The organism is Thiocapsa roseopersicina (assembly GCF_900106925.1).
Lineage (GTDB): Bacteria > Pseudomonadota > Gammaproteobacteria > Chromatiales > Chromatiaceae > Thiocapsa > Thiocapsa roseopersicina.
In genome coordinates this window covers 17,843-38,090 of the sequence record NZ_FNNZ01000031.1, presented here as the reverse complement: position 1 = coordinate 38,090, position 20,248 = coordinate 17,843, and the positions used below count along the sequence as shown (strand labels likewise).

The following is a 20,248-nucleotide window of genomic DNA, read 5'->3' as shown; positions in this document are numbered from 1 at the left end:
ACCGGCCGCTTTCCTTCGGACTGACTGGCCGGATTGAATCAGAACCAGTGGCCACTTTCCTTCGGACCGGGTGGCCACTTTCACCGGAATACGCAGGGGTGAGCAAATTCAGCAAGGTGAGCATCTTTTCCGGGCTGAACAACCTGAATGACGTCACGGTGGACACAACCTACTCCGCCATCTGCGGCTATACGGAGCAGGATGTAGAAACCGTCTTCGCACCGGAGCTCGAAGGCGTCGATCGCGATCGGATGCGTGACTGGTACAACGGCTACAACTGGACGGGGGAGGCCGTCTACAACCCCTTCGATCTATTGTTGCTGTTTCAGAAACGCGAATTTCGCTCCTGGTGGTTCGAGACCGGCACGCCGACCTTTCTGGTCGATCTGCTTACCGCGCGCGGCTATTTCACGCCCGACCTGGCCGGCGTGCGTGCATCGGAGGCACTGCTGTCGACGTTCGACGTGGACAGCATGTCTCCCGAGGCATTGCTGTGGCAAAGCGGTTATCTCACCTTTACCGGTTCGCGACGGATCGGCGCACGGCTCGAATACAGCCTGGGGTACCCGAACCTGGAGGTCGAGTCGGCACTGAACGACGCGCTGCTCAAGGGACTGATGGGCGATCCCATGCAAGCCGAGCGCGCCGTCAGCCGGCTCTACGACGTGCTGGTGAGTGGCGACTTCGAGGCCCTGCGCGCCCATATCGAGGCGCTCTTTGCGGCCATCCCGCATCAGTGGCACGACGGCCACCCGATCGCCCGGTACGAAGGCTTCTATGCCAGCGTCTTCTACAGCCACCTTGCCGCCCTGGGGCTGGACCTGACGCCGGAGGATTCCGGTAATCAAGGCCGGATCGACCTGACCCTTAAGTTCAACGGCCGGATCTGGCTGTTCGAATTCAAGGTGGTGGAGCTCGCACCCGAGGGACGCGCGCTGCAGCAGATCAAGGATCGCGGCTACGCGGACAAATACCGTGCCGCCGGTCAGCCCATCCATCTGATCGGCATCGAATTCAGCCGCGAGCGGCGCACCCTGGTCGGCTTCGAGGTCGAGACGATTTAGCGCCGGAGTCGAGCGACCCGATGAGTGATTTCCGGACCTGACGCCATTGCCACGCAGGACCGCTGGGCGACTAAAGTCGCCCCTACACTGCTTCTTTCTCGCCCCGAATCGCAGCCGCATCGCCTGCTCCTCGGATCGCCGCGGACGAGCACTGTGGCCCCGCGAGCGGCTCCGACACCGGCGCCCGGCGAGCGATGCGCTAATAGGTCTTATAAGGCAAGAATTTCCCGCTCATCTGGATCCGCACGCGGTCTCCCTTGGGATCGGGCTCGCGTTGGATATCCATGGTGAAGTCGATGGCACTCATGATGCCGTCGCCGAACTCTTCGTGGATCAACGCCTTGATGGATGTCCCGTAGACATTGACGAGCTCGTAGAAGCGGTAGATGAGCGGATCGGTCGGCACGGCAGAGGGTAAGGACCCTTTGTAGGGGACGATCTGGAGTTGGGTGATCGCCTCATGGGGCAACCCGAGCGCGGCGCCGACGGCCTTGGCCTGTGTCTCGGTGAGGGTCATCTGACCCAGCAGGGCGGCGGTCGACCATTCTTTGCTGTGGCCGATGATCTCGGCGAGCTGGGCCCAGCTCAGTCCTTTCTCGAGCTTGGCCGACAGGATGAGGGCGGTGACGTCGTCGCGTGTCATGGTGTGGTCTCCGTCAGTTGGATGCGTTGCGAAGGGCGGGTCCAGGGCTGGCCTGGTCCGATGGGGTCGGTGTCTTGGCGAGCGGGACAACCTGGGCACCGCCGTCGAGTCCGGGGCGCACGACCGGCGGGTGCACCGGGTCGTCGCCTTGCTCGCCTGCATAGGTCTTGGAGCGATTCACCAGGAAGTCGACCAGGTGGTTGCGAATCCTGTAGTACTGGGGATCGTGATGGACGGTCGCGCGGGTGCGGTCGCGCGGCATGGTGATCTCGACGATCTCGGCGATCTTCGCGTAGGGGCCGTTGCTCATCAGCAGCACCTTGTCGGCAAGCAGGATGGCCTCGTCGACGTCGTGCGTGATCATGAAGACGGTCTGGTGCGTGGCCTGGACGATCGAGAGGAGCTCGTCCTGGATGGTGCCGCGCGTGAGTGCGTCGAGCGCGCCGAAGGGCTCGTCGAGCAGGAGCATCTTGGGCTCGATCGCAAAGGCCCGCGCGATGCCGACACGCTGCTTCATCCCGCCGGAGAGCTCGGCCGGCTTCTTGTGGAGGGCCCCTCCCAAGCCGACCATCTCCAGGTAGCGGATACTGTGGGCCTCGATCTGTTTGGACGACCATTGGGGCCAGCGTGAGCGCACGCCGAACGCGACGTTGCCCAGGGCGGTCAGCCAGGGCAGCAGGGCGTGACTCTGGAAGACCACGCCGCGTTCGAGCGAGGGACCTGCGATCTCCCGACCGCCCATGACCACGCCGCCCTCGGTTGCCTCGTCCAGTCCGGCCAGGACGTTCAGGATGGTGGTCTTGCCGCATCCGGAGTGGCCGATGATGCAGGCGAACTCACCCTTCTCGATCCCGAAGAAGATGTTTTCGAAGACGGTGAAGTCGGGCGCTCCGCCTGAGCCCGCAAAGCGTTTGGTCAATCCCTCGATCTTCAGAAAGGGCTGCGACATGCTGCTCACTCCTTGTAAGTGACCGCGCGGGCCAACTGCGCGAGCATGGTGTCCAGCATCATTCCGACCAAACCGATCAGGAGGATGGCGCTGATGATGTTGGTGATGGAGAGGTTGTTCCATTCGTTCCACACGAAATAGCCGATCCCGGTGCCACCGACCAACATCTCGGCGGCCACGATGACCAGCCAGGCGATGCCGACCGAGATCCGCATCCCGGTCATGATGGTGGGCGCGGCGGCGGGAAGGATGACCTGGAAGGCGGTGCGCAGCGAGGAGACCTCGAGCGTCCGGGCGACGTTGAGCCAATCCTTACGCACGGAGGCGACACCGAAGGCGGTGTTGACCAACATCGGCCAGAGCGAGCAGATGAAGATCACGAACACGGCCGAGATGTTGGAGTCCTTGATGGTGTAGAGCGCAAGCGGCATCCAGGCGAGCGGCGAGATGGGCTTGAGGACCTGGATGAAGGGATCGAGCGCCTTATAGATCAAGGGCGACATCCCGATCACGAAGCCCAAGGGGATCGCGACCAGCGCCGCGAGCGCAAACCCGATCAGGACGCGCCCGATCGAGTAGATCAGCTGGGTGCCGATCCCCTTGTCGTTGGTCCCCCGGTCATAGAAGGGGTCCCGGATGTGCTCCCAGAGCTTCGCTCCGACATCCAGCGGCCCGGGCATCGCCGACTGCCCGCCCGTGGCCGCCTGTGCGCCGATCAGGGCCGCGTATTCGGGATCCACCGTCACCTCGCCGAGGGTCTGCTGGGTCGAGAAGTGCCAGATACCGACGAAGAGCCCGAAGAAGAGCACCGAGAGGATCGGTGCTGCCCAGAAGCTGGTTGGCTTCATCCGTCACGTCCTCCGAATCGGGAAGCTCTCGACATAGGCCTCCGGCTTCGACGGATCGAACGGCTTGCCCATGACCGAGAAGGCCATCACCGGATCGGTCGGTGTGTCCATGCCGACCTCTTTCATGAGACGGGCCGCATCGGTCGCCAGGAAGACCTCGCTTGCCACCTTCGAGTAGTCGACATCGCCCTCGATCTGCCCCCAACGCTTCATCTGAGTCAGGATCCAAATCGCGAAGGATTCGTAGGGGAAGGGGTCGAAGTCGATCCGATCGGGATCCCGCACGATATTGCCCAAGCCGTCGGCGAAGGTCCCGGTGAGAACCTGCTCCACGACCGTGACCGGCTGGTTGAGATAGTTGGCCGGTGCGATCGCTGCGGCGATCTCCTTGCGGTTCTCGGGTTTGCGGGCATAGGCGGTCGCATCCAGGATCGCCTTGAGCAGCGCCTGATAGGTGTTGGGCATGCCGGTGACGAACTCGCGGCTGGCCGCGAAGGCGCAGCAGGGGTGTCCGTCCCAGATCTCTTTGGAGAGGAGGTGGATGAAGCCCACACCGTCGTACACCGCGCGCTGATTCACGGGATCGGGCGCCAGGAAGCCGTCGATGTTGTCGGCACGCAGGTTGGCGACCATCTCGGGCGGCGGTACGGCGCGGATCTGCACGTCCCGATCGGGATCCAGGCCGTGCTCGGCGAGGTAGTAGCGCAGCAGATAGTTGTGCATCGAGTAATCGAAGGGGACGGCGAACTTGAACCCCTTCCAGTCGGCCGGGTCGCGCTTGTCCTTGTGCTTCATCGCGAGCGTGATCGCTTGGCCGTTGATGTTCTCGACCGCCGGCATGGTCCAGGGAATGGGGTTGGATCCTGCGCCGATCGTGATGGCCAAGGGCATCGGCGAGAGCATGTGGGCGGCGTCGTACTCTTTCGCCAGGGATTTATCGCGAACGACGGCCCAACCGGCGGTCTTGACCACCTCGACGTCGAGCCCGTACTTCGAGTAATACCCCAATGGATGCGCCATGATGATAGGCGTCGCGCAGGTGATGGGGATGAAGCCGACGCTCAGCTTGGTCTTCTCGAGTGGCCCATTGGTCTCCGCGAAGACCTCTTTCGCGAGCCCGAGCGGGAAGATACTCGAGATCGCGGCCAGGGCCGTCCCTGCCCCGACAGTCTTCAGGAAGCGACGCCGCTCGGCATCCCGAGGGAAGAGCGCGCGCATGACGGCGCCCTCGACCAGACGATCCTGCTGCTGCCGCTGGTCTTGGGCATGGGCCTGATCATGCTCGGCCTGGTTGCGATGATGTCCGCAGGAGCAGCCGCCGCGGTGCAGTTTGACGTCGGGATCGAAGGGATTGGGCAGGGACATGGGAGGCACCTCGTTCCGATAGTGGATTCCGATGGGGAGCTCAGACGTGCGTTGCGACAGGAATGGTCGGATCTAGGCCGAGATCAGCTTGGGAGAGCCGAGCGGTGGGATTCGCGTACTCGATGTCGTGCTCGTAAAGCGCGTAGGCGCGCTGGTATTCCATCACCCGAGCGACGCCCTGGATGAACGCGGCGTCATATCCGGCGCGCCGCAGCAGATGGAATCCCAGCTCCATCCCCGAGCTGATGCCGCCTGCGGTGACGATGCGTCCCGCATCGACGACACGGGCGTGACTGATTCGACAGGCCGGGGCCAGCTCGGCCAATCGGGCGATCGGCGTCTTGCCCAGATGGGATGCCTCGAGCCGATCGGGCTCCTTGCGGTTGGTGGCCGGCAGTCCGTCGAGCAGGCCCATACAGGCGTAGATCCAGGAGCCGGTGCACACACTCGTGAGGAGACAGGCGTCGGGAAGCCCCAGAATGAAGGCGTGCAGATTGCGGTTGTGCATCTCCTGACGTGTTCCGAATCCCCCGGGGATCAGGAAGGCGTCCATCGCCGGTCGGTCGGTGAAGCCGTAATTGGGCAAGACCGTGATTCCGGCCTGGGTCTGGACAGGGCGCAGGGTCTCGGCGACCAGGAAGACATCGATCTCGGGGTCGAACCGTCGCGCCACCGAGAGCACTCCGCAGGGTGCGGCGTAGTCGATGACCTCCGCATCCTTGAAGACGTAGACCCCGAGCCTGAATCCGGCCTTGCGCATCTCATGCTGTCTCCGGCGCTTTTCCATGGTCCCATTCTCGGGACCGACGATCGCACCCGGTATCGCGAAACGCATGATTTCGTCGTAGTGGAATCACTACAGGGATGTCGTCGCTCGGTAGGGCTCAGGGCTCGAGCAGACCATGACGATTGGCATAGGTCACCAGCTCGACCAGGGTCCGGATGCCGAGCTTCTCGAAGACACGGCTGCGATAGGTCGAGATGGTGTTCGAGGACAGGACGAGCTGCTCGGCGATCTCGGAGACGGATCGCCCCTGGACGAGCAGGTTGAGCACCTGAAACTCTCGGTTGGAGAGGCTCTCGTGAGGCAGGCGGGTGCTGTCCTCGCGGACGCTGCGCGCGAGCATCTCGGCGATGCCCTGCGTGATGAAGACACCGCCTGCGGCCACCTTGGTGATGGCCCCGAGCAGCTCCTCGGGCGAGCAGCCCTTGTTGAGATAGGCGCCGGCACCGGCGCGGATGGCGCGCACACCGAACTGTGATTCGGGATAGACCGAGAGCATGATCACCCCGACCTTGGGAAACTCGCTCCCGATGAGCTTCAGCGCCTCGAACCCATCGCGGTCGCCCAGCGCGATGTCGAGCAGGATGACATCGACCGCGGTCGTGCGCAGGATCCGCAGCGCCCCGGGTCCATCGGACGCCTCCTGGATGGAGCCGATCCGGGCCTCCTCCGACAGGATCTGGATGAGACCCCGGCGGATGATCATGTGATCGTCGACCACGAGGAGCCTGATCACGCGAGCACGCCCCGCAGCCTCAAAGACACCCAGGTGCCCTCGCCGGGGTGACTGGCGATGGCGAGCTCGCCCCCGATGGCACGCGCCCGCTCCTGCATCCCGAGCAATCCGAAGCTGATGGGCTGTGCCGGCAGCCGCATTCCCCGGCCGTCGTCGGACATCTCGATCAGCAGATCCCGGTCTTGCGCTTGGGTCGAGAGACAGACCCGGCGTGCTTCGGCATGACGCTGCGTGTTGGTCAGCACCTCTTGAACAATGCGGTAGACGACGATCTCCGCGTCCCGGCCCAGCCGGCAGCGTTCGACCTCGCCAGGGCAGATGAAGCTGCAGCGGAGGCCCGAGCGGGCCTCCGTCTCTTCCAGCAAGGACTCCAGGGCCGCCCAGAGACCCAGGTGATCGAGGACACCGGGGCGCAGGTCGTTGAGGATGCGGCGCAGGGCGTCCATGGCGCCGCCGCCGATCTCGAGCGCCGCGTCGATGTGGCGGCGCATCAGCGGGTCATCGGTCAGGCGTTGCCGCAACCAATTGAGCTCGAGCTGCATGGCGGTCAGCGAGGCACCCAGATCGTCGTGAATCTCGCGTGCGATGTGTGCCCGCTCCTCTTCCCGGACCGCGTTGAGATGGGCCGAGAGGCGCAGAAGTCCGTCGTGCGCCTGACTCAGTTGCAGGTGCGCGGCAGACAGCTCCGCGGTCCGCTCGACGACGCGCCGCTCCAACTCGGCGCGGGCGGCATGGAGCGCCGCCTCGGTACGCTTGCGCTCGGTGATGTCGGTGAAGGTGACGACGGCGCCGACGACCTCCTCGCCGTTGCGGATCGGGTAGGAGGCATATTCGGCCGGGAAGGGGCTGCCGTCGCGCCGCCACAGGACCTCGTCCTCGACCCGGCAACTGCAGCCCTCCTTGAACGCCTTGAAGATCCGGCAGTCCTCCACCGGCATGCGTGCACCGTTTCCGTGCGAGTGATGGATGAGATAGTGCATCTGGCGCCCGAGCACCTCATCGGGCTCGTAACCCAGCAGCTCGGCGCCGACCCGGTTGATGAAGATGCAGCGCCCGGCAAGGTCGATGCCGTAGATGCCTTCGCCGGCTGACTCGAGCAACATCTCGAGTTGGCGCCGCCAGGCCGCGTGGTGGGAAAGGTGGTGGAGATTCGCGAACATGCGGAGACAGGATGGTCCGGCGATGCGTGTCGTCCCTGCAAAAAAGGGACCTGTCCGAGTCGATGCCGAGACCACGCGGATTCCTCGCCGCATCGCACGCCCCACGCGTAACGGCGTACCGGACCCCGGGCCGCACGGACTTGCTCACTCTCGGCCCAAACCTTATAGTCTGTCCGGCGAAATCGTCCACGATGAATGCCATTCCAAACGCAACAGACGGCGAGACCCGCTTCTCCGGGGTCATCAAGCAGGCCAGCCAGGGCCGGAACATCCTCGTCAAGGGATGGGCTCGAGGTTTCCGGTCTGACGCCCGATCCCGGCGTGCCAAAGCATCATCGCGACACGCTCGACCGGCTTGCGGTGGCGCAGGCACATGCCTCCTGGTTGGTTGCGGTCACGCGCGATCCTGAAGATTGCCACGTATGATGTACGAATCCTGCCCGCCCGAGCGCTCGCGTCCGACGGCTCCGAGCCACAACGCGACCGCCCCCCGCCACAGCGAATCGATGCCATGACCCCACAAGCCACCTTCATCAACATCGGCGAGCGCACCAACGTCACCGGCTCCGCCAAGTTCAAGCGACTCATCCTCGACGGCAACTTCGACGCCGCGCTCGATGTCGCGCGCCAGCAGGTGGAGAACGGCGCACAGATCATCGACATCAACATGGACGAGGCGATGCTGGACTCGCAGGCCGCCATGATGCGCTTCCTGAATCTGATCGCCGCGGAGCCGGACATCGCGCGCGTGCCGATCATGATCGACTCCTCCAAATGGTCGGTGATCGAGGCCGGGCTCAAATGCGTCCAAGGCAAGTGCATCGTCAACTCGATCAGCATGAAGGAGGGCGAGGCGGCCTTCCGCGAGCAGGCGAAGAAGGTCAAGCGCTACGGCGCGGCGGCCGTGGTCATGGCCTTCGACGAGGTCGGGCAGGCCGACACCCAGGACCGCAAATTCGAGATCTGCGCGCGCGCCTATCGGATCCTGGTCGAGGAGATCGGCTTCGCGCCCGAGGACATCATCTTCGATCCGAACATCTTCGCCGTGGCCACCGGCATCGAGGAGCACAACAACTACGCGGTCGACTTCATTGAAGCCACCCGGCGCATCAAGCGTGAGCTGCCCTACGCCAAGGTCTCGGGCGGCGTCTCCAACGTCAGCTTCTCCTTCCGCGGCAACGACCCGGTGCGCGAGGCGATCCACTCGGTCTTCCTCTATCACGCCATCCGCGCCGGGATGGACATGGGCATCGTCAACGCCGGCCAGCTCGCCATCTACGACGACCTTCCGGCGGAGCTGCGCGAGGCGGTCGAGGACGTCATCCTCAACCGCCGCCCCGACGCCACCGAGCGGCTGCTCGACATCGCGCCCAAATACAAAGGCGACGGCTCGGGCATCGAGAACAAGCAGGATCTCTCCTGGCGCGAGACCACGGTGGAGAAGCGCATCGAGCATGCGCTCATCAAGGGCATCACGGACTTCATCGTCGAGGACACCGAGGAGGCACGCCAGAAGCTCGGCGCGCCCATCAACGTCATCGAAGGCCCGCTGATGGACGGCATGAACGTGGTCGGCGACCTCTTCGGCGAGGGCAAGATGTTCCTGCCGCAGGTGGTCAAATCGGCGCGCGTCATGAAGAAGTCCGTCGCCTATCTGGAGCCCTTCCTGGAAGCCGAGAAGTGCGAGGGCGACACCCAGGGCCGTATCCTCATGGCGACGGTGAAGGGCGACGTGCACGACATCGGCAAGAACATCGTCGGGGTGGTGCTCCAGTGCAACAGCTATGAAGTGATCGACATGGGCGTCATGGTGCCGGCCGATCGCATCCTCGCAAAGGCCCGCGAGGTCAATGCCGACATCATCGGGTTGTCCGGGCTCATCACGCCGTCGCTCGACGAGATGGTCCATGTCGCCAAGGAGATGCAGCGTCAGGGCTTCACCATCCCGCTGCTGATCGGCGGTGCGACCACCTCGAAGCTGCACACGGCGGTCAAGATCGAGCCTCAGTACGCGCACCCGGTCATCCATGTGAAGGACGCCTCGCGCGCCGTCGGCGTGGCGGGAAGCCTGCTGTCGAAGGAGATGAAGGAGAAGTATGTCGCCGGTGTGCGGGCCGAATATGTGCAGATCCGCGAGCGCCGCGCCTCGCGCGACGAGAGCCGCGACCTGGTGCCTCTGACCAAGGCCCAAGCCAACGGCACACCGATCGATTGGGAGCACTATCAGCCGCCGGTCCCCGCCGAGCCGGGCGTGCAGACCTTCCGCGACATCCCGCTCGAGGAGATCGCGGCCTACATCGACTGGACCTTTTTCTTCCACGCCTGGGAGCTGCGCGGGCGCTTCCCGCAGATCCTCGACGACCCCGAGAAGGGCGTCGAGGCCCGCAAGCTCTTCGACGACGCCAAGGCAATGCTCCACCAGATCATCACCGAGAAGTGGCTCGGCGCCGCCGCCGTCATCGGTCTCTTCCCCGCCAACGCCGTCGGCGACGATATCGCGGTCTACACGGACGAGAGCCGCAACGAAACGCTGCTGACCTTCCACTGTCTGCGCAAGCAGGGCAAGCAGCCGCCCGGCAAGTACAACGAGTGTCTGGCCGACTATATCGCCCCCGCCGAGACCGGCATCCCCGACTATGTCGGCGGCTTCGCCTGCACCGCCGGGATCGGGATCGATGAAAGGGTCGCCGCCTTCGAGGCCGACCACGACGACTACTCCGCGATCATGCTCAAGGCGATCGCCGACCGTCTCGCCGAGGCGCTGGCCGAGATGCTCCACGCACGGGTACGCACCCGCCACTGGCGCTATGCTTCCGACGAGGGCCTGAGCAACGAAGATCTGATCGAGGAGCGCTACCAGGGCATCCGCCCCGCAATGGGCTACCCTGCCTCGCCCGACCACACCGAGAAGGATCTCCTCTGGCAGGCCCTGGATGCCGAGCGCAATACCGGCATCTGGCTGACCGAATCCAAGGCGATGGTCCCGACGGCGGCGGTCAGCGGGCTCTATTTCTCGCACCCCGACAGCCGCTATTTCGCCGTCGGCAAGCTCGCCCGCGACCAGGTTGCGGACTACGCCGAGCGCAAAGGCATGCCGCTGCCCGAGATCGAGCGTTGGCTGGCGCCGAATCTGGCGTACGAGGCGGATTAAACCGCGCCCAGCGCGGTATGCGATGTTTTTGGATGGGATCGGCCCCGGCAGACTTGACAAGCGTTGGAGCCGGCGCGGTTTAACATATTCAAAAAATTAAGAGTACGTTGATCGCGTTCCGCGCCGGCCGCCTTCGATATCGGACAGGGTAAGAGCGTTCGGCGGCGGGCACGCTACCACAGCTTACCCGCGGCAACGACAAGGCCGCCGACCGTCGTGATAAAAGCGATGAGCCACAGGAAGTGGCAGTCGTGGCGGCGGATCATCTCGTCGAAACGCTTGTCCATCTGCTCGAAGCCCTGACGCATCAGCTCGCGTTGGTGCTTGAGCTCCTCCTCGACGCGCACCATTCAATCCCCGGCCGAGATCCCCATCCCGGCCCGTACGCATCGCAGCAGGCCGTAATCGTAGCGGCCGTCGAAGGCTTCGTAGATTGGTTTAAGGCTCATAAGCGCGTTTTCGGGCAGTCGCTCGATGGCGAATTCGATCGCCCGGACGGTGTCATGATCGAGGCGCACGACATCCTTCACGGCAACTTGCCCTTCCTCGATGCACCGCTCCAAGTGCGTGTAGACGGTGCTGGGCTTCAAGGCACGCTGCTCAGCGATCGCCTCGACACCTTGGCCGGCGCGAAAGAGCTCAAGGGTTTCTCGAATCGTGTCGGTCAATCCGGACTCGCGGGCGCGCACACCGACCGAGGCGGGTCTCGCGACCGGCAGCTTCGGTACTGTCGAGGGTCGGCCGTGTTTGGCCGCGTGCGTGGCAAGCAGCTTCAGAAAGCCATCGCCGAAGCGCTCGAGCTTGGCCTGACCGACGCCGCTGATCCGGCTCAGCTCGTCGCGATCGCGCGGGCGGTAGGTCAGGATCTCGCGCAGGGTCGCATCGCCGAAGATGACATAGGCCGGGACATCCTGCTCCAGGGCGAGCTGGCGCCGGTAGTCGCGTAGGGCCTCCCACAAGGCGAGCGCTTCGGGATCGCTCGGCAGCTCCACGGCGGGTTTGCGACCCGCTCCGGTCGACTTCTTGCGGTCCGGGTCTTGGCGCAGACGCAGCGTGCGCTCCCCGCGCAGCAGGGGACGGCTCTGCTCGGTCAGGCAGAGCGCCCCGTGCCCTTCGAAATCCACCCTGATGAACCCGGCCGCGACGAGCTGGCGATAGACCGACTTCCATTGATCCGCGGCGAGCTCTTGGCCGATGCCGAAGGTCGTGACTTGGTCATGCCCGAAGCGGCGGATGCGCTCGTTGGCCTTGCCGAGCAGGACATCCACCAGATAGCTGCTGCCGAAACGTTGGCCCGTACGATAGATGCAGGAGAGCGCCTTTTGCGCCGCCTGCGTCCCGTCCCAGGTGGCGACCGGCTCCAGACAGGTGTCGCAGTTGCCGCAGGGCTTGGGCAGGGGTTCGCCGAAGTAGTTGAGCAGAACCTGACGCCGACATTCGGTGGTCTCGCAGAAGCCGAGCATGCTGTCGAGCTTCTGCATCTCCACGCGCTTGAAGCGCTCCTCGGCCTCGGAGTCCTCGATCATGCGACGCAACATCACCACGTCGCCCAGGCCGTAGGTCATCCAGGCATCCGCGGCCTGACCGTCCCGGCCGGCGCGTCCGGTCTCCTGATAGTAGGCCTCCAGACTCTTGGGCAGGTCCAGATGGGCGACGAAGCGCACGTCCGGCTTGTCGATCCCCATCCCGAAGGCGATGGTCGCGACGATGACGACACCCTCCTCGCGCAGGAACCGCGCCTGATGCGTGCGACGGCTCTCGGCCGGAAGTCCTGCGTGATAGGGCAGCGCGGTCATGCCCCGGGTTGCGAGATAGGCCGCCGTCTCATCGACCTTGCGCCGCGACAGACAATAGACGATGCCGGCATCGCCGGGATGCTCGTTGCTCAGGAAGGCGACGAGCTGCTGACGCGGGTTGGCCTTCTCGACGATGCGATAGCGGATGTTCGGTCGGTCGAAGCTGGACACGAACTGCCCGGCCTGCTCCAGACCCAGGCGGGTGAGGATCTCGGCACGGGTCGGCGCATCGGCGGTCGCCGTGAGTGCGACGCGCGGGATTTGGGGCCAGCGCTCGTGCAGCTGGTGGAGCTGGATGTATTCGGGGCGGAAATCATGGCCCCACTGGGAGACGCAGTGGGCCTCGTCGATGGCGAACAGGGCCACCCGGACACGGTCCAACAGCCCCAGGAAACGCTCGGTCAGCAGCCGTTCCGGGGCGACATAGACCAGGTCCAGATCGCCCGAGACCATCGCACCCTCGACCGACCGGGCCTCCTGCGGTGTCAGCGATGAGTTCAGAAAGGCCGCGCGCACGCCGAGCTGCCGCAGTGCATCGACCTGGTCCTGCATCAATGCGATCAGAGGCGAGACCACCACGCCGACGCCGGGGCGCAGGATCGCCGGAATCTGATAACAGAGCGACTTGCCCCCGCCCGTCGGCATCAACACCAGGGCGTCTCCGCCGGCGATCAGCCGATCGATGATCTCCGCCTGTGCACCGCGAAAACGGTCGTAGCCGAAGACGCGGTTGAGGACCTGAAGCGGCGTCTCGTTCATCCTGTCACTCCACACCATCGCAACCGCATCGGTTGCGCTGCGCATTTTAACCTATTCGTGTACGCGCGACCCTCTGACGTCGCGCGTTCGGCCATCCCCGGCGACATCGACAGTCGACACCCGCGATGGAGCCTGCTTCTGGTACCATTTACGCGCCGTTCAGCGTTGGACCCTGCCATGATTGAAGAGCCCGTCCAGGCCGCCGTCGAGACCATGCTGCCAGAGGTCGTCGCAGCCGTCGATCTCGGATCCAACAGCTTTCACATGATCGTGGCCCGCATCGGCAACGGTCATATGCAGGTCACCGATCGCCTCAAGGAGATGGTCCGGCTCGGCGAAGGCTTGGGCGAGGACAAGCGGCTCGACCCGCAGGTCGCCGAGCGGGCGCTGGCCTGTCTGGAGCGATTCGGCCAGAGGCTCCGTGGATTCCCTCCCGGCAGCGTGCGTGCGGTGGGGACCAATACACTGCGTCAGCTCGCGCCCGACAGCGATTTTCTGCCCCGTGCGGAGGTCGCGCTCGGCCACCCCATCGAGGTCATCGCGGGACGCGAAGAGGCCCGTCTGATCTACCTCGGCGTCGCCCATGACCTGGCCGCCGGGACCGAGCGTCGTCTGGTCGTCGACATCGGCGGCGGAAGCACGGAGATCATCATCGGACTCGGTTTCTCGCCACGCCTGCGCGAGAGTCTCTACATGGGTTGCGTCGACATGTCGCGTCGCTATTTCGCCGACGGGCGCATCACCGCACGAGCCATGGAAAAGGCCGAGCTCACGGGTGCGCTCGAGGTACGACCCGTGCGCGAGCTGTTTCGTCGCACCGGCTGGCAGACGGCGGTCGGCAGCTCGGGGACCATCAAATCCATCGCCGCGGTCGTGGCGGCCGAAGGTTGGTGCGAGGACGGGATCTCCGCGACGGCGTTGCTGCGGCTACGCGAGGTGCTCGTCGAAACCGGCCGAATTTCAGCCATCACGCTCAAGGGCCTGGCCGAGGAGCGTAAGCCGGTCTTCGCCGGCGGTGTCGCCGTGCTGCGATCGGTCTTCGAGACACTCGGGATCCAGCATCTGCAGGTGTCGGAATACGCACTGCGTGAAGGCTTGATCTACGAGATGATGGGGCGCAGCCAACACGTGGATGTCCGGGAGCGCACCGTCGAGACCCTCGGCCGGCACTTTCAGATCGATCAGGACCACGCCCAGCGTGTCCGGGCGACGGCCTTGGCCCTCTTGCGCCGTCTCGCCGCACCCTGGTCGCTGCAGGATCCCAACCACGGGCTCATGCTGGCGTGGGCGGCACGACTCCACGAGATCGGCGTCATGGTCGCCCACAGCCAGCACCAGAAACACGGGGCCTATCTGCTGCGCAATGCCGATCTCGCCGGCTTCACGCGACCGGAACAAACGCTGCTCGCCGTCTTGGTGCTCGGACACAGGCGGAAGTTTCCCGTCCAAGAACTCGCAGTCCTACCCCAAGGAACCGGGGAGACAGCACGCAGGCTCTGCATCATCCTACGGCTGGCGGTCCTGCTGCATCGCGGACGCTCATCGGAAAGCAAGCCGGATCCGACTCTGACGACCGAAGGCGACAACCTCGTTCTGAGCTTCCCGGACGACTGGCTCGCCGATCACCCCTTGACGCGATTGGAGCTCGAAGAGGAGGCCGAGCGCCTCGCGTCCGCGGGGATTCGTCTGGGCTTCGGTTGAGCCTGCCGGGTCCGCCCCGGATGGAACCTCGTGCCGGCCCGTATCCTTTTCCCCCTATCCTGGTAAAATCGTAGACGCAACGGGGCTCGGCACCGCGGACCCCGGAACGAAAACTACCTGCCGCCGCGGTATCGCGCGCGGTTTCCACGCCGCTAAACTGGAGGACAACAACAATGGCCGCACTCTTTTCCGCCGATTGGATGAGCCATCTCAAGGACGCCTGGAACGCCGAGCCGGAGGTCAAGGACAAGCTGGCCGAGATCGACTTCAACTCGGTCATCTATTGTGGGTTCAAGAACGAGGAAACCCCGCGCGGGGTCTTCGTCGTCGAGAAGGGCGAATGCGTGCGCGCCGGCGCCTGGTCGGAAACCGATCCGCCGGCCAACTGGGACATGCGCGCCGACCTCAAGGACTGGCTCAAGTGGGTCGAGAAAGGCATCGGCATGGCCGGCATGGGCACCGCCTTCATGACCGGCAAGCTCAAGTTCAAGGAAGGTGACTACAAGGCGATGCTGAAGGACCCGCGCATGGCCAATCCCTTCGTGAAGAGCTTCGGGCTCATGCAGCAGATCCCGACCGACGAGCTCGGCTGAACCGCGTCAGCAGTGACATGAGTCGTTTCGAGGTGACTGCAAGGTCACCTCGAACAACGAGCTTGGCGGGACGCGGTTCAGGTTGATTGAAACATCTTCCTGCACTTGGCGTCTTGGCTTGATGACGGCTGTTTTCGGTTCAACCGAGCGCATAGCCCGCGTCGACATTGAGGCACGCGCCGGTAATCCGGCGCGCGTCCTCGGACGCGAGAAAGAGAACTGCACGCGCGACATCGCTCGGCTCGACGGCCTCTTGGCGCAGGCGGTGACGGCGCTTCACGGTCGACTCCATCAGATCGCTCGCCCCGCCCCACATCGGGGATTCCACCACGCCCGGAGCCACGGCGTTCACCCGAATGCCGCGCGCCCCCAGCGCCATCGCCAGTCGCTGCGTCACCATCTCCAGACCCGCCTTGCTGGCCGAATAGCTCGTCGATGTACAGGTCTCGAAGGGGTGCTGCGCACAGGCCGACGACATGTTGATGACGACCGGGGCGGCACTATTCTCGAGCAGACCGAGAAAGCCTTGGGTCAGGGCAAAGGGCGCGATCAGGTTGACCTCCAGGGTCGTCCGCCAGGCATCGACCGTCTCCTCGATATCGCCCTGGCTTAAAATCACGCCGGCGTTGTTCACCAAGACATCCAGACGCCCGTCCGTGTCCCGAATCTCGGCGACGAGACGCTCGCGGAAGTCCGCATGCGTCACGTCGCCCACCAGCAGACGTAAGTTCCCGCGGTCAACGGCCTGACCCCACAGCTGGGCTAGCGCGGCGACCTTCTCCGGATCCCGCCCGAAGGTTACCACCCGATCGCCGGCCTCGATGAAGGCGGCGACGAGCCCCGCACCGATCCCGGATGTCCCGCCGCTGATGCAGACGATGCGCGGCGCCTTTGCGGTCATCGCTCGCGCTGCCCGAGGTTGGCATGAATCAGCGCCCCGTTCAGCACCGGGGCATGGGCCGCAAAGGCTACGGTTTCGGCGATCTCTTCCGGCTCGATCAATCGATCAAACGCCGACATCCCCGTCAGGGCAGCAAGCGTGTCCGGATCGCCACCGATCATGGCACGGATCTGCTCGGTATCCGTGAAACCGGGACAGATCATGCAGGTGTGGATCCCGCGCCCGGCAAGATCCTGGCAGGTAGAGCGCATCATCCCGGCTAAGGCATGCTTGGCGATCACATAGCTCGCCACGCCGGGAACCGCCTTCTCCGCCAGCGTCGAGCCGATGTAGATGATGCTCGACCCGGCGGCCATGTGCGGCAGAACCAATTGGTTCAAACCGTTGGCGGCCACCAGGTTGAGCTCCAGCACGGAACGCAGATCATCGCTCGGCAAGGCGTCGATGCTGTCGCGACGCATGATCGAGGCGTTGTGGACCAGGCAGATGCGTTCGGCGTCGGCCAACCAGGTCCCAAGCGGGGCGGCGATCCGATCGATCGCGTCGGGCTGCGCAAGATCGCATGCCAGATTCTCCACCCCACGCTCCGTGCAGGGACGGCGAGAGAGATTGACGACGACGCTGCCCTCCAACAGGAAGCGGGTCGCGATGGCGCGACCGATCCCCGAGCTCGCACCGGTGACGACAAGTAGATTCATGGTGTCCTCCAAGACGACAAGGCCCATTGTCCGTCGCCCGACGAGACACCGAGCTCGATGGCGCGTAAATCCCGACCGGCCAGCTCGGGTCGCACGCGCAGGCGCGCAAGCAGCAGCTCGGCCAGCTCCTCGATCGTTACGTTTCGGATGGGCAGGAGCAGTACGTCGCGCTCGAGGAAGGTCAGCCGCTCCTCGCCGAACCAAGCGATCACCATCCCGTCGCCGCGCTCGATGCGCAGATGCGGCGAGAGCTCCGGCAGCAGAAGTCGCTCGTCGAGCTCGTCGCAAAGCGCCTTGAGCACCCGCTTGAGCATGACGTAATCGAACGCCATGCCGTCCGCCCCGACCGGCGCAGTCACATTGCAGCGAATCCGAAAATTGTGGCCATGGAGATTCTCCCGCTCGGTCGCTGAGAAGATGGTGAAGTGGCCGGCGCTGAAATTGAGAAATTCCTTGCTGATCTCGATTCGGGTCAGGGTGTCGGTATCCAAGGTCGTCTCCGCTGCGGATCGAGTGCACCGGGCCCGGAGCACCTGTCGGTGAAGGGCGCGATCGCTCGCCGCGCTTATCCGACACTTGGGGATGTGGGGTCACTCAACCGAATCCAAGCTGAACCGCGTCCGCGGTGCACGATGATGCTTGAGTCCAATCGCCCTTTCGAGGACACCAACACGATTGGAGTCGACGCGGTTCAGGGAAAATTGAAAGACTTAAACCGCGCCGGCTGCAATGGCCGTTGATTCCCGCGAGACCGATTCACGGCCGAAACAGTGCATATCGTCCGGAGGCGTGGTTTAAAGGGGCTCCACCTCGCCGTCGTAAGGCTCGATCTCGGTCACGTCGATCCGATAGCCGGCTTCGGCAAGGTCGCTGCTGGTGCGGATCACCCGAAGCGTCCCCGTGACCCAGACGGTATCGAAGAGCTCGCCGACATACTCGCGACCTTCGGGCACAACCACATGGATGGTCTGGTTCGCAGGCGGCGGCGGAACATGGATGCAGGCGCCGTAGTAGGGCACCAAGAGGAACTCGGACATCTTGCGCTCGTCCAGCTCCAAGGGCACGACGAAGCCGGGTAGACGGATCACGAGGCCATCCAGCTCCTCCACGACCGGGGCATCAGCCCAGAGCGCCATGAGCTTGTCCATCAACTCGGTTGCGTGCGGATCGTCGTCGTCCATCTCATCGAGCGCGTCGAGGTCGAAGTCCTCAAGCAGAGTCTCGGGCTGCCACTCGACCGGGATCAAGCGATCCCAATCGATCTCCTCGGCCTGCACCGCATCGGCAGCACCGGAGTCGGGCCCGGCTGATTCTTCGCCGCAACCCACGAGCCAGAGGGCGAGAATGACCGGGAACAGCCGTGCAAACAGTCGCATCGTTGGACTCTCGAGGATTGGGGGGATTGCCGGGAAAGCTTCTACCACGAGGGATCGATCACTTACACGCGAATCGACAGCCCGTCCGCCAAAGACAACCGATACGCGCGATAACCGGGGATCAGACCGACCAGGAACCCGGCGGCAAGGACGAGCGCCAGCAACATCATCTCATGAGCCGAAAGGGTTCCGACAGCGACGAAGATCCCCATCGCCGACAGGATCAGCGGCTGGGCCACCAGCAGCGCCCCGTAAAGAAGACCGAGGCCGACGAGGATCCCGAGAAGGGTCAGCGCGAGCGCCTCGCCCAGGATCAGCGAGAAGACATGGCCCGGACGCGCGCCCACCGAGCGCAGGATCGCCATCTCGCGCCGGCGCTCGCCGAGACTCGTCAGCAGCGCGGTCAAAAGACCGAAGAGACCCACGACAACCACGAATCCCGAAACCAACAGCAAGGCTCGCTCGCCGACCGCGATCAGACCCCACAGCTCGGCGAGCGCCACGCCGGGCAGGATGGCCATCAGCGGCTCCGCTCGGTAATCGTTGACGAAGCGCTGCACCTGGAAGGTCGAGATACGCGATGTCAGGCCCACCAAGGCCGCGGTGATGGCTTTGGGGGCAAGGTCCATGGCACGCGCCTCGTCGGCATCCACGACCCGGCCCGGCAAGGGCGCCCCGCCTTCCCAGCCGACATGGATCGCCTCGATGCCCCCCAGGCTCACGTGGACCGTGCGATCCACCGGGGTGCCGGTCGGCGCAAGGATCCCCGCAACCCGGAATGGATGGTCGTCATGACGCGCGAAGGCGACGTCCGATGCACCGTGCGCGATCACGACGGAATCCCCCAAGCCATAGCCCAGCGCCTTGGCCACCTCGGCCCCGAGCACCGCGTCGTAAAGGTCGGAGAAGGACGCACCCTCGGACATGACGAGCGCGCGACCGCGGCCGTAGCGATAGTGCTCGAAATAGGCCGGCGTTGTGCCGAGGACGGGGTATCCGCGATGCGAATCGCCCAGAGAGAGGGGAATGGCCCAGGCGACACGGGGATGGGCCGCGATGTCCTGGTAGGAGTCCCAAGAGATGTTGTTGGTGGCGTGACCGATCCGAAAGACCGCGTAGAGCAGCAGCTGAACCGGTCCGGTCCGCGCGCCGACGATCAGGTCGGTTCCCGAGATGGTGTTGGCGAAACTCGCGCGCGTCTCGGTACGCAGGCGCTCGACACCGACAAGCAGCGCGACGCTCAGACCAATCGAGAGGATCGTCAGCAGCGCCGTGCCGCGACGATTCAGAAGGCTTTTCCAAGCCAAGCTCAGGATCGGCACGCGTCGGGGCGCCTAACCGCTCAGAGCCTCGATCCGGCTCGCCAGCGTGAAATCCAGTACGGTGATCCCGTCCGCGTCGTGGGTCGAGAGGTCGACGACGACCCGACTGTAGACGTTGCTCCACTCGGGGTGATGATCCATCGACTCGGCCACCAGCGCGACCCGACTCATGAAGCCGAATGCATCGACGAAGTCCTTGAACTGAAATGCCTTGTGCAGCTTACCCTCGGCCACACTCCACGGTGCCGCGGCGGAGGCATTGAGCTCCGAGAGCGCCCTCGCGATCGCTTCGGAATCGAGCTTGGCGCGGCTCATGTTGAACCGTGCCGGGTTGAACCGCGTTCGGCTCGACGTGTGCCGCGCGAGGACGTGTGACGCTTCACATGAACCCCCGAATGTTGG

Annotated in this window: 18 protein-coding genes and 1 pseudogene; 4 read left to right on the top strand and 15 right to left on the bottom strand. The window is 64.5% G+C overall.

The genetic code is table 11. The features are described from left to right. Positions 1 to 95 precede the first annotated feature (95 nt). Positions 96 to 1,064: pseudogene (locus tag BLV04_RS21375) on the top strand (PD-(D/E)XK nuclease domain-containing protein); the annotation flags it as partial. 199 nt (positions 1,065 to 1,263) lie between these two features. Here the strand turns inward: BLV04_RS21375 and cynS are convergent. The 7 genes from cynS to BLV04_RS21340 all read right to left on the bottom strand — a co-directional run bounded on the left by cynS (position 1,264) and on the right by BLV04_RS21340 (position 7,492). Further along, the gene (gene cynS, locus BLV04_RS21370) at positions 1,264 to 1,707 is read right to left on the bottom strand and encodes a cyanase (protein ID WP_093037401.1); all 444 of its coding nucleotides are present in this window, start codon (positions 1,705 to 1,707) and stop codon (positions 1,264 to 1,266) included. Positions 1,708 to 1,720: 13 nt separating this feature from the next. After that, positions 1,721 to 2,656: an ABC transporter ATP-binding protein gene (locus BLV04_RS21365; protein ID WP_093037398.1), complete on the bottom strand. Its 936-nt coding sequence runs from the start codon at positions 2,654 to 2,656 to the stop codon at positions 1,721 to 1,723. 5 nt (positions 2,657 to 2,661) lie between these two features. Beyond that, positions 2,662 to 3,504 (bottom strand): nitrate ABC transporter permease, encoded by an 843-nt coding sequence (gene ntrB / locus BLV04_RS21360; RefSeq protein ID WP_093037395.1) that lies wholly within the window; start codon positions 3,502 to 3,504, stop codon positions 2,662 to 2,664. Between the two features lie 3 nt (positions 3,505 to 3,507). Further along, a complete protein-coding gene (locus BLV04_RS21355) occupies positions 3,508 to 4,878 on the bottom strand; it encodes a CmpA/NrtA family ABC transporter substrate-binding protein (protein WP_371828658.1) in 1,371 nt (456 codons plus the stop codon). A gap of 31 nt (positions 4,879 to 4,909) precedes the next feature. Next, positions 4,910 to 5,656: a DJ-1/PfpI family protein gene (locus BLV04_RS21350; protein ID WP_093037409.1), complete on the bottom strand. Its 747-nt coding sequence runs from the start codon at positions 5,654 to 5,656 to the stop codon at positions 4,910 to 4,912. A 97-nt stretch (positions 5,657 to 5,753) separates the two neighbouring features. Continuing rightward, entirely contained in the window at positions 5,754 to 6,389 is a 636-nt protein-coding gene (locus BLV04_RS21345; RefSeq protein ID WP_175534742.1) for a response regulator, read from the bottom strand. Continuing rightward, the gene (locus tag BLV04_RS21340) at positions 6,386 to 7,492 is read right to left on the bottom strand and encodes a sensor histidine kinase (RefSeq protein WP_217633762.1); all 1,107 of its coding nucleotides are present in this window, start codon (positions 7,490 to 7,492) and stop codon (positions 6,386 to 6,388) included. The genes BLV04_RS21345 and BLV04_RS21340 overlap by 4 nt, the downstream gene beginning before the upstream one ends. 568 nt (positions 7,493 to 8,060) lie before the next feature. Between BLV04_RS21340 and metH the strand changes: the two genes are divergently transcribed. Further along, positions 8,061 to 10,700 (top strand): methionine synthase, encoded by a 2,640-nt coding sequence (metH, locus tag BLV04_RS21335; RefSeq protein WP_093037387.1) that lies wholly within the window; start codon positions 8,061 to 8,063, stop codon positions 10,698 to 10,700. 173 nt (positions 10,701 to 10,873) lie between these two features. On the opposite strand, the gene BLV04_RS25095 is transcribed toward metH, so the two are convergent. Together BLV04_RS25095 and recQ are read right to left on the bottom strand one after the other, a co-directional pair. Continuing rightward, positions 10,874 to 11,050, bottom strand: coding sequence for a hypothetical protein (locus BLV04_RS25095; protein ID WP_175534741.1), 177 nt, complete (start codon positions 11,048 to 11,050; stop codon positions 10,874 to 10,876). Continuing rightward, on the bottom strand, positions 11,051 to 13,255 hold the full coding sequence (recQ, locus tag BLV04_RS21330) for a DNA helicase RecQ (protein WP_093037383.1): 2,205 nt from the start codon (positions 13,253 to 13,255) through the stop codon (positions 11,051 to 11,053). A gap of 177 nt (positions 13,256 to 13,432) precedes the next feature. Here recQ and BLV04_RS21325 point away from each other — a divergent pair, with 177 nt between their 5' ends. Further along, positions 13,433 to 14,956, top strand: coding sequence for a Ppx/GppA phosphatase family protein (locus tag BLV04_RS21325; RefSeq protein ID WP_093037380.1), 1,524 nt, complete (start codon positions 13,433 to 13,435; stop codon positions 14,954 to 14,956). A gap of 173 nt (positions 14,957 to 15,129) precedes the next feature. Then, positions 15,130 to 15,549 (top strand): SCP2 sterol-binding domain-containing protein, encoded by a 420-nt coding sequence (locus tag BLV04_RS21320; RefSeq protein WP_093037377.1) that lies wholly within the window; start codon positions 15,130 to 15,132, stop codon positions 15,547 to 15,549. Positions 15,550 to 15,688: 139 nt separating this feature from the next. On the opposite strand, the gene BLV04_RS21315 is transcribed toward BLV04_RS21320, so the two are convergent. From BLV04_RS21315 to BLV04_RS21290, 6 genes are all read right to left on the bottom strand, one after another. Further along, positions 15,689 to 16,450: an SDR family NAD(P)-dependent oxidoreductase gene (locus tag BLV04_RS21315; RefSeq protein ID WP_093037374.1), complete on the bottom strand. Its 762-nt coding sequence runs from the start codon at positions 16,448 to 16,450 to the stop codon at positions 15,689 to 15,691. Then, positions 16,447 to 17,148: an SDR family NAD(P)-dependent oxidoreductase gene (locus BLV04_RS21310; protein ID WP_093037371.1), complete on the bottom strand. Its 702-nt coding sequence runs from the start codon at positions 17,146 to 17,148 to the stop codon at positions 16,447 to 16,449. The genes BLV04_RS21315 and BLV04_RS21310 overlap by 4 nt, the downstream gene beginning before the upstream one ends. Beyond that, the gene (locus BLV04_RS21305; RefSeq protein WP_093037368.1) at positions 17,145 to 17,639 is read right to left on the bottom strand and encodes a 6-pyruvoyl trahydropterin synthase family protein; all 495 of its coding nucleotides are present in this window, start codon (positions 17,637 to 17,639) and stop codon (positions 17,145 to 17,147) included. Before BLV04_RS21305 ends, BLV04_RS21310 begins: the two co-directional genes overlap by 4 nt. A 303-nt stretch (positions 17,640 to 17,942) precedes the next feature. After that, positions 17,943 to 18,524, bottom strand: coding sequence for a DUF3299 domain-containing protein (locus BLV04_RS21300; RefSeq protein WP_093037365.1), 582 nt, complete (start codon positions 18,522 to 18,524; stop codon positions 17,943 to 17,945). A 62-nt stretch (positions 18,525 to 18,586) separates the two neighbouring features. After that, positions 18,587 to 19,846 (bottom strand): ABC transporter permease, encoded by a 1,260-nt coding sequence (locus BLV04_RS21295; protein WP_093037362.1) that lies wholly within the window; start codon positions 19,844 to 19,846, stop codon positions 18,587 to 18,589. Positions 19,847 to 19,858: 12 nt separating this feature from the next. Then, positions 19,859 to 20,161, bottom strand: a complete 303-nt coding sequence (locus tag BLV04_RS21290) for a 4a-hydroxytetrahydrobiopterin dehydratase (RefSeq protein ID WP_093037359.1) — start codon at positions 20,159 to 20,161, stop codon at positions 19,859 to 19,861. Positions 20,162 to 20,248: the final 87 nt, after the last annotated feature.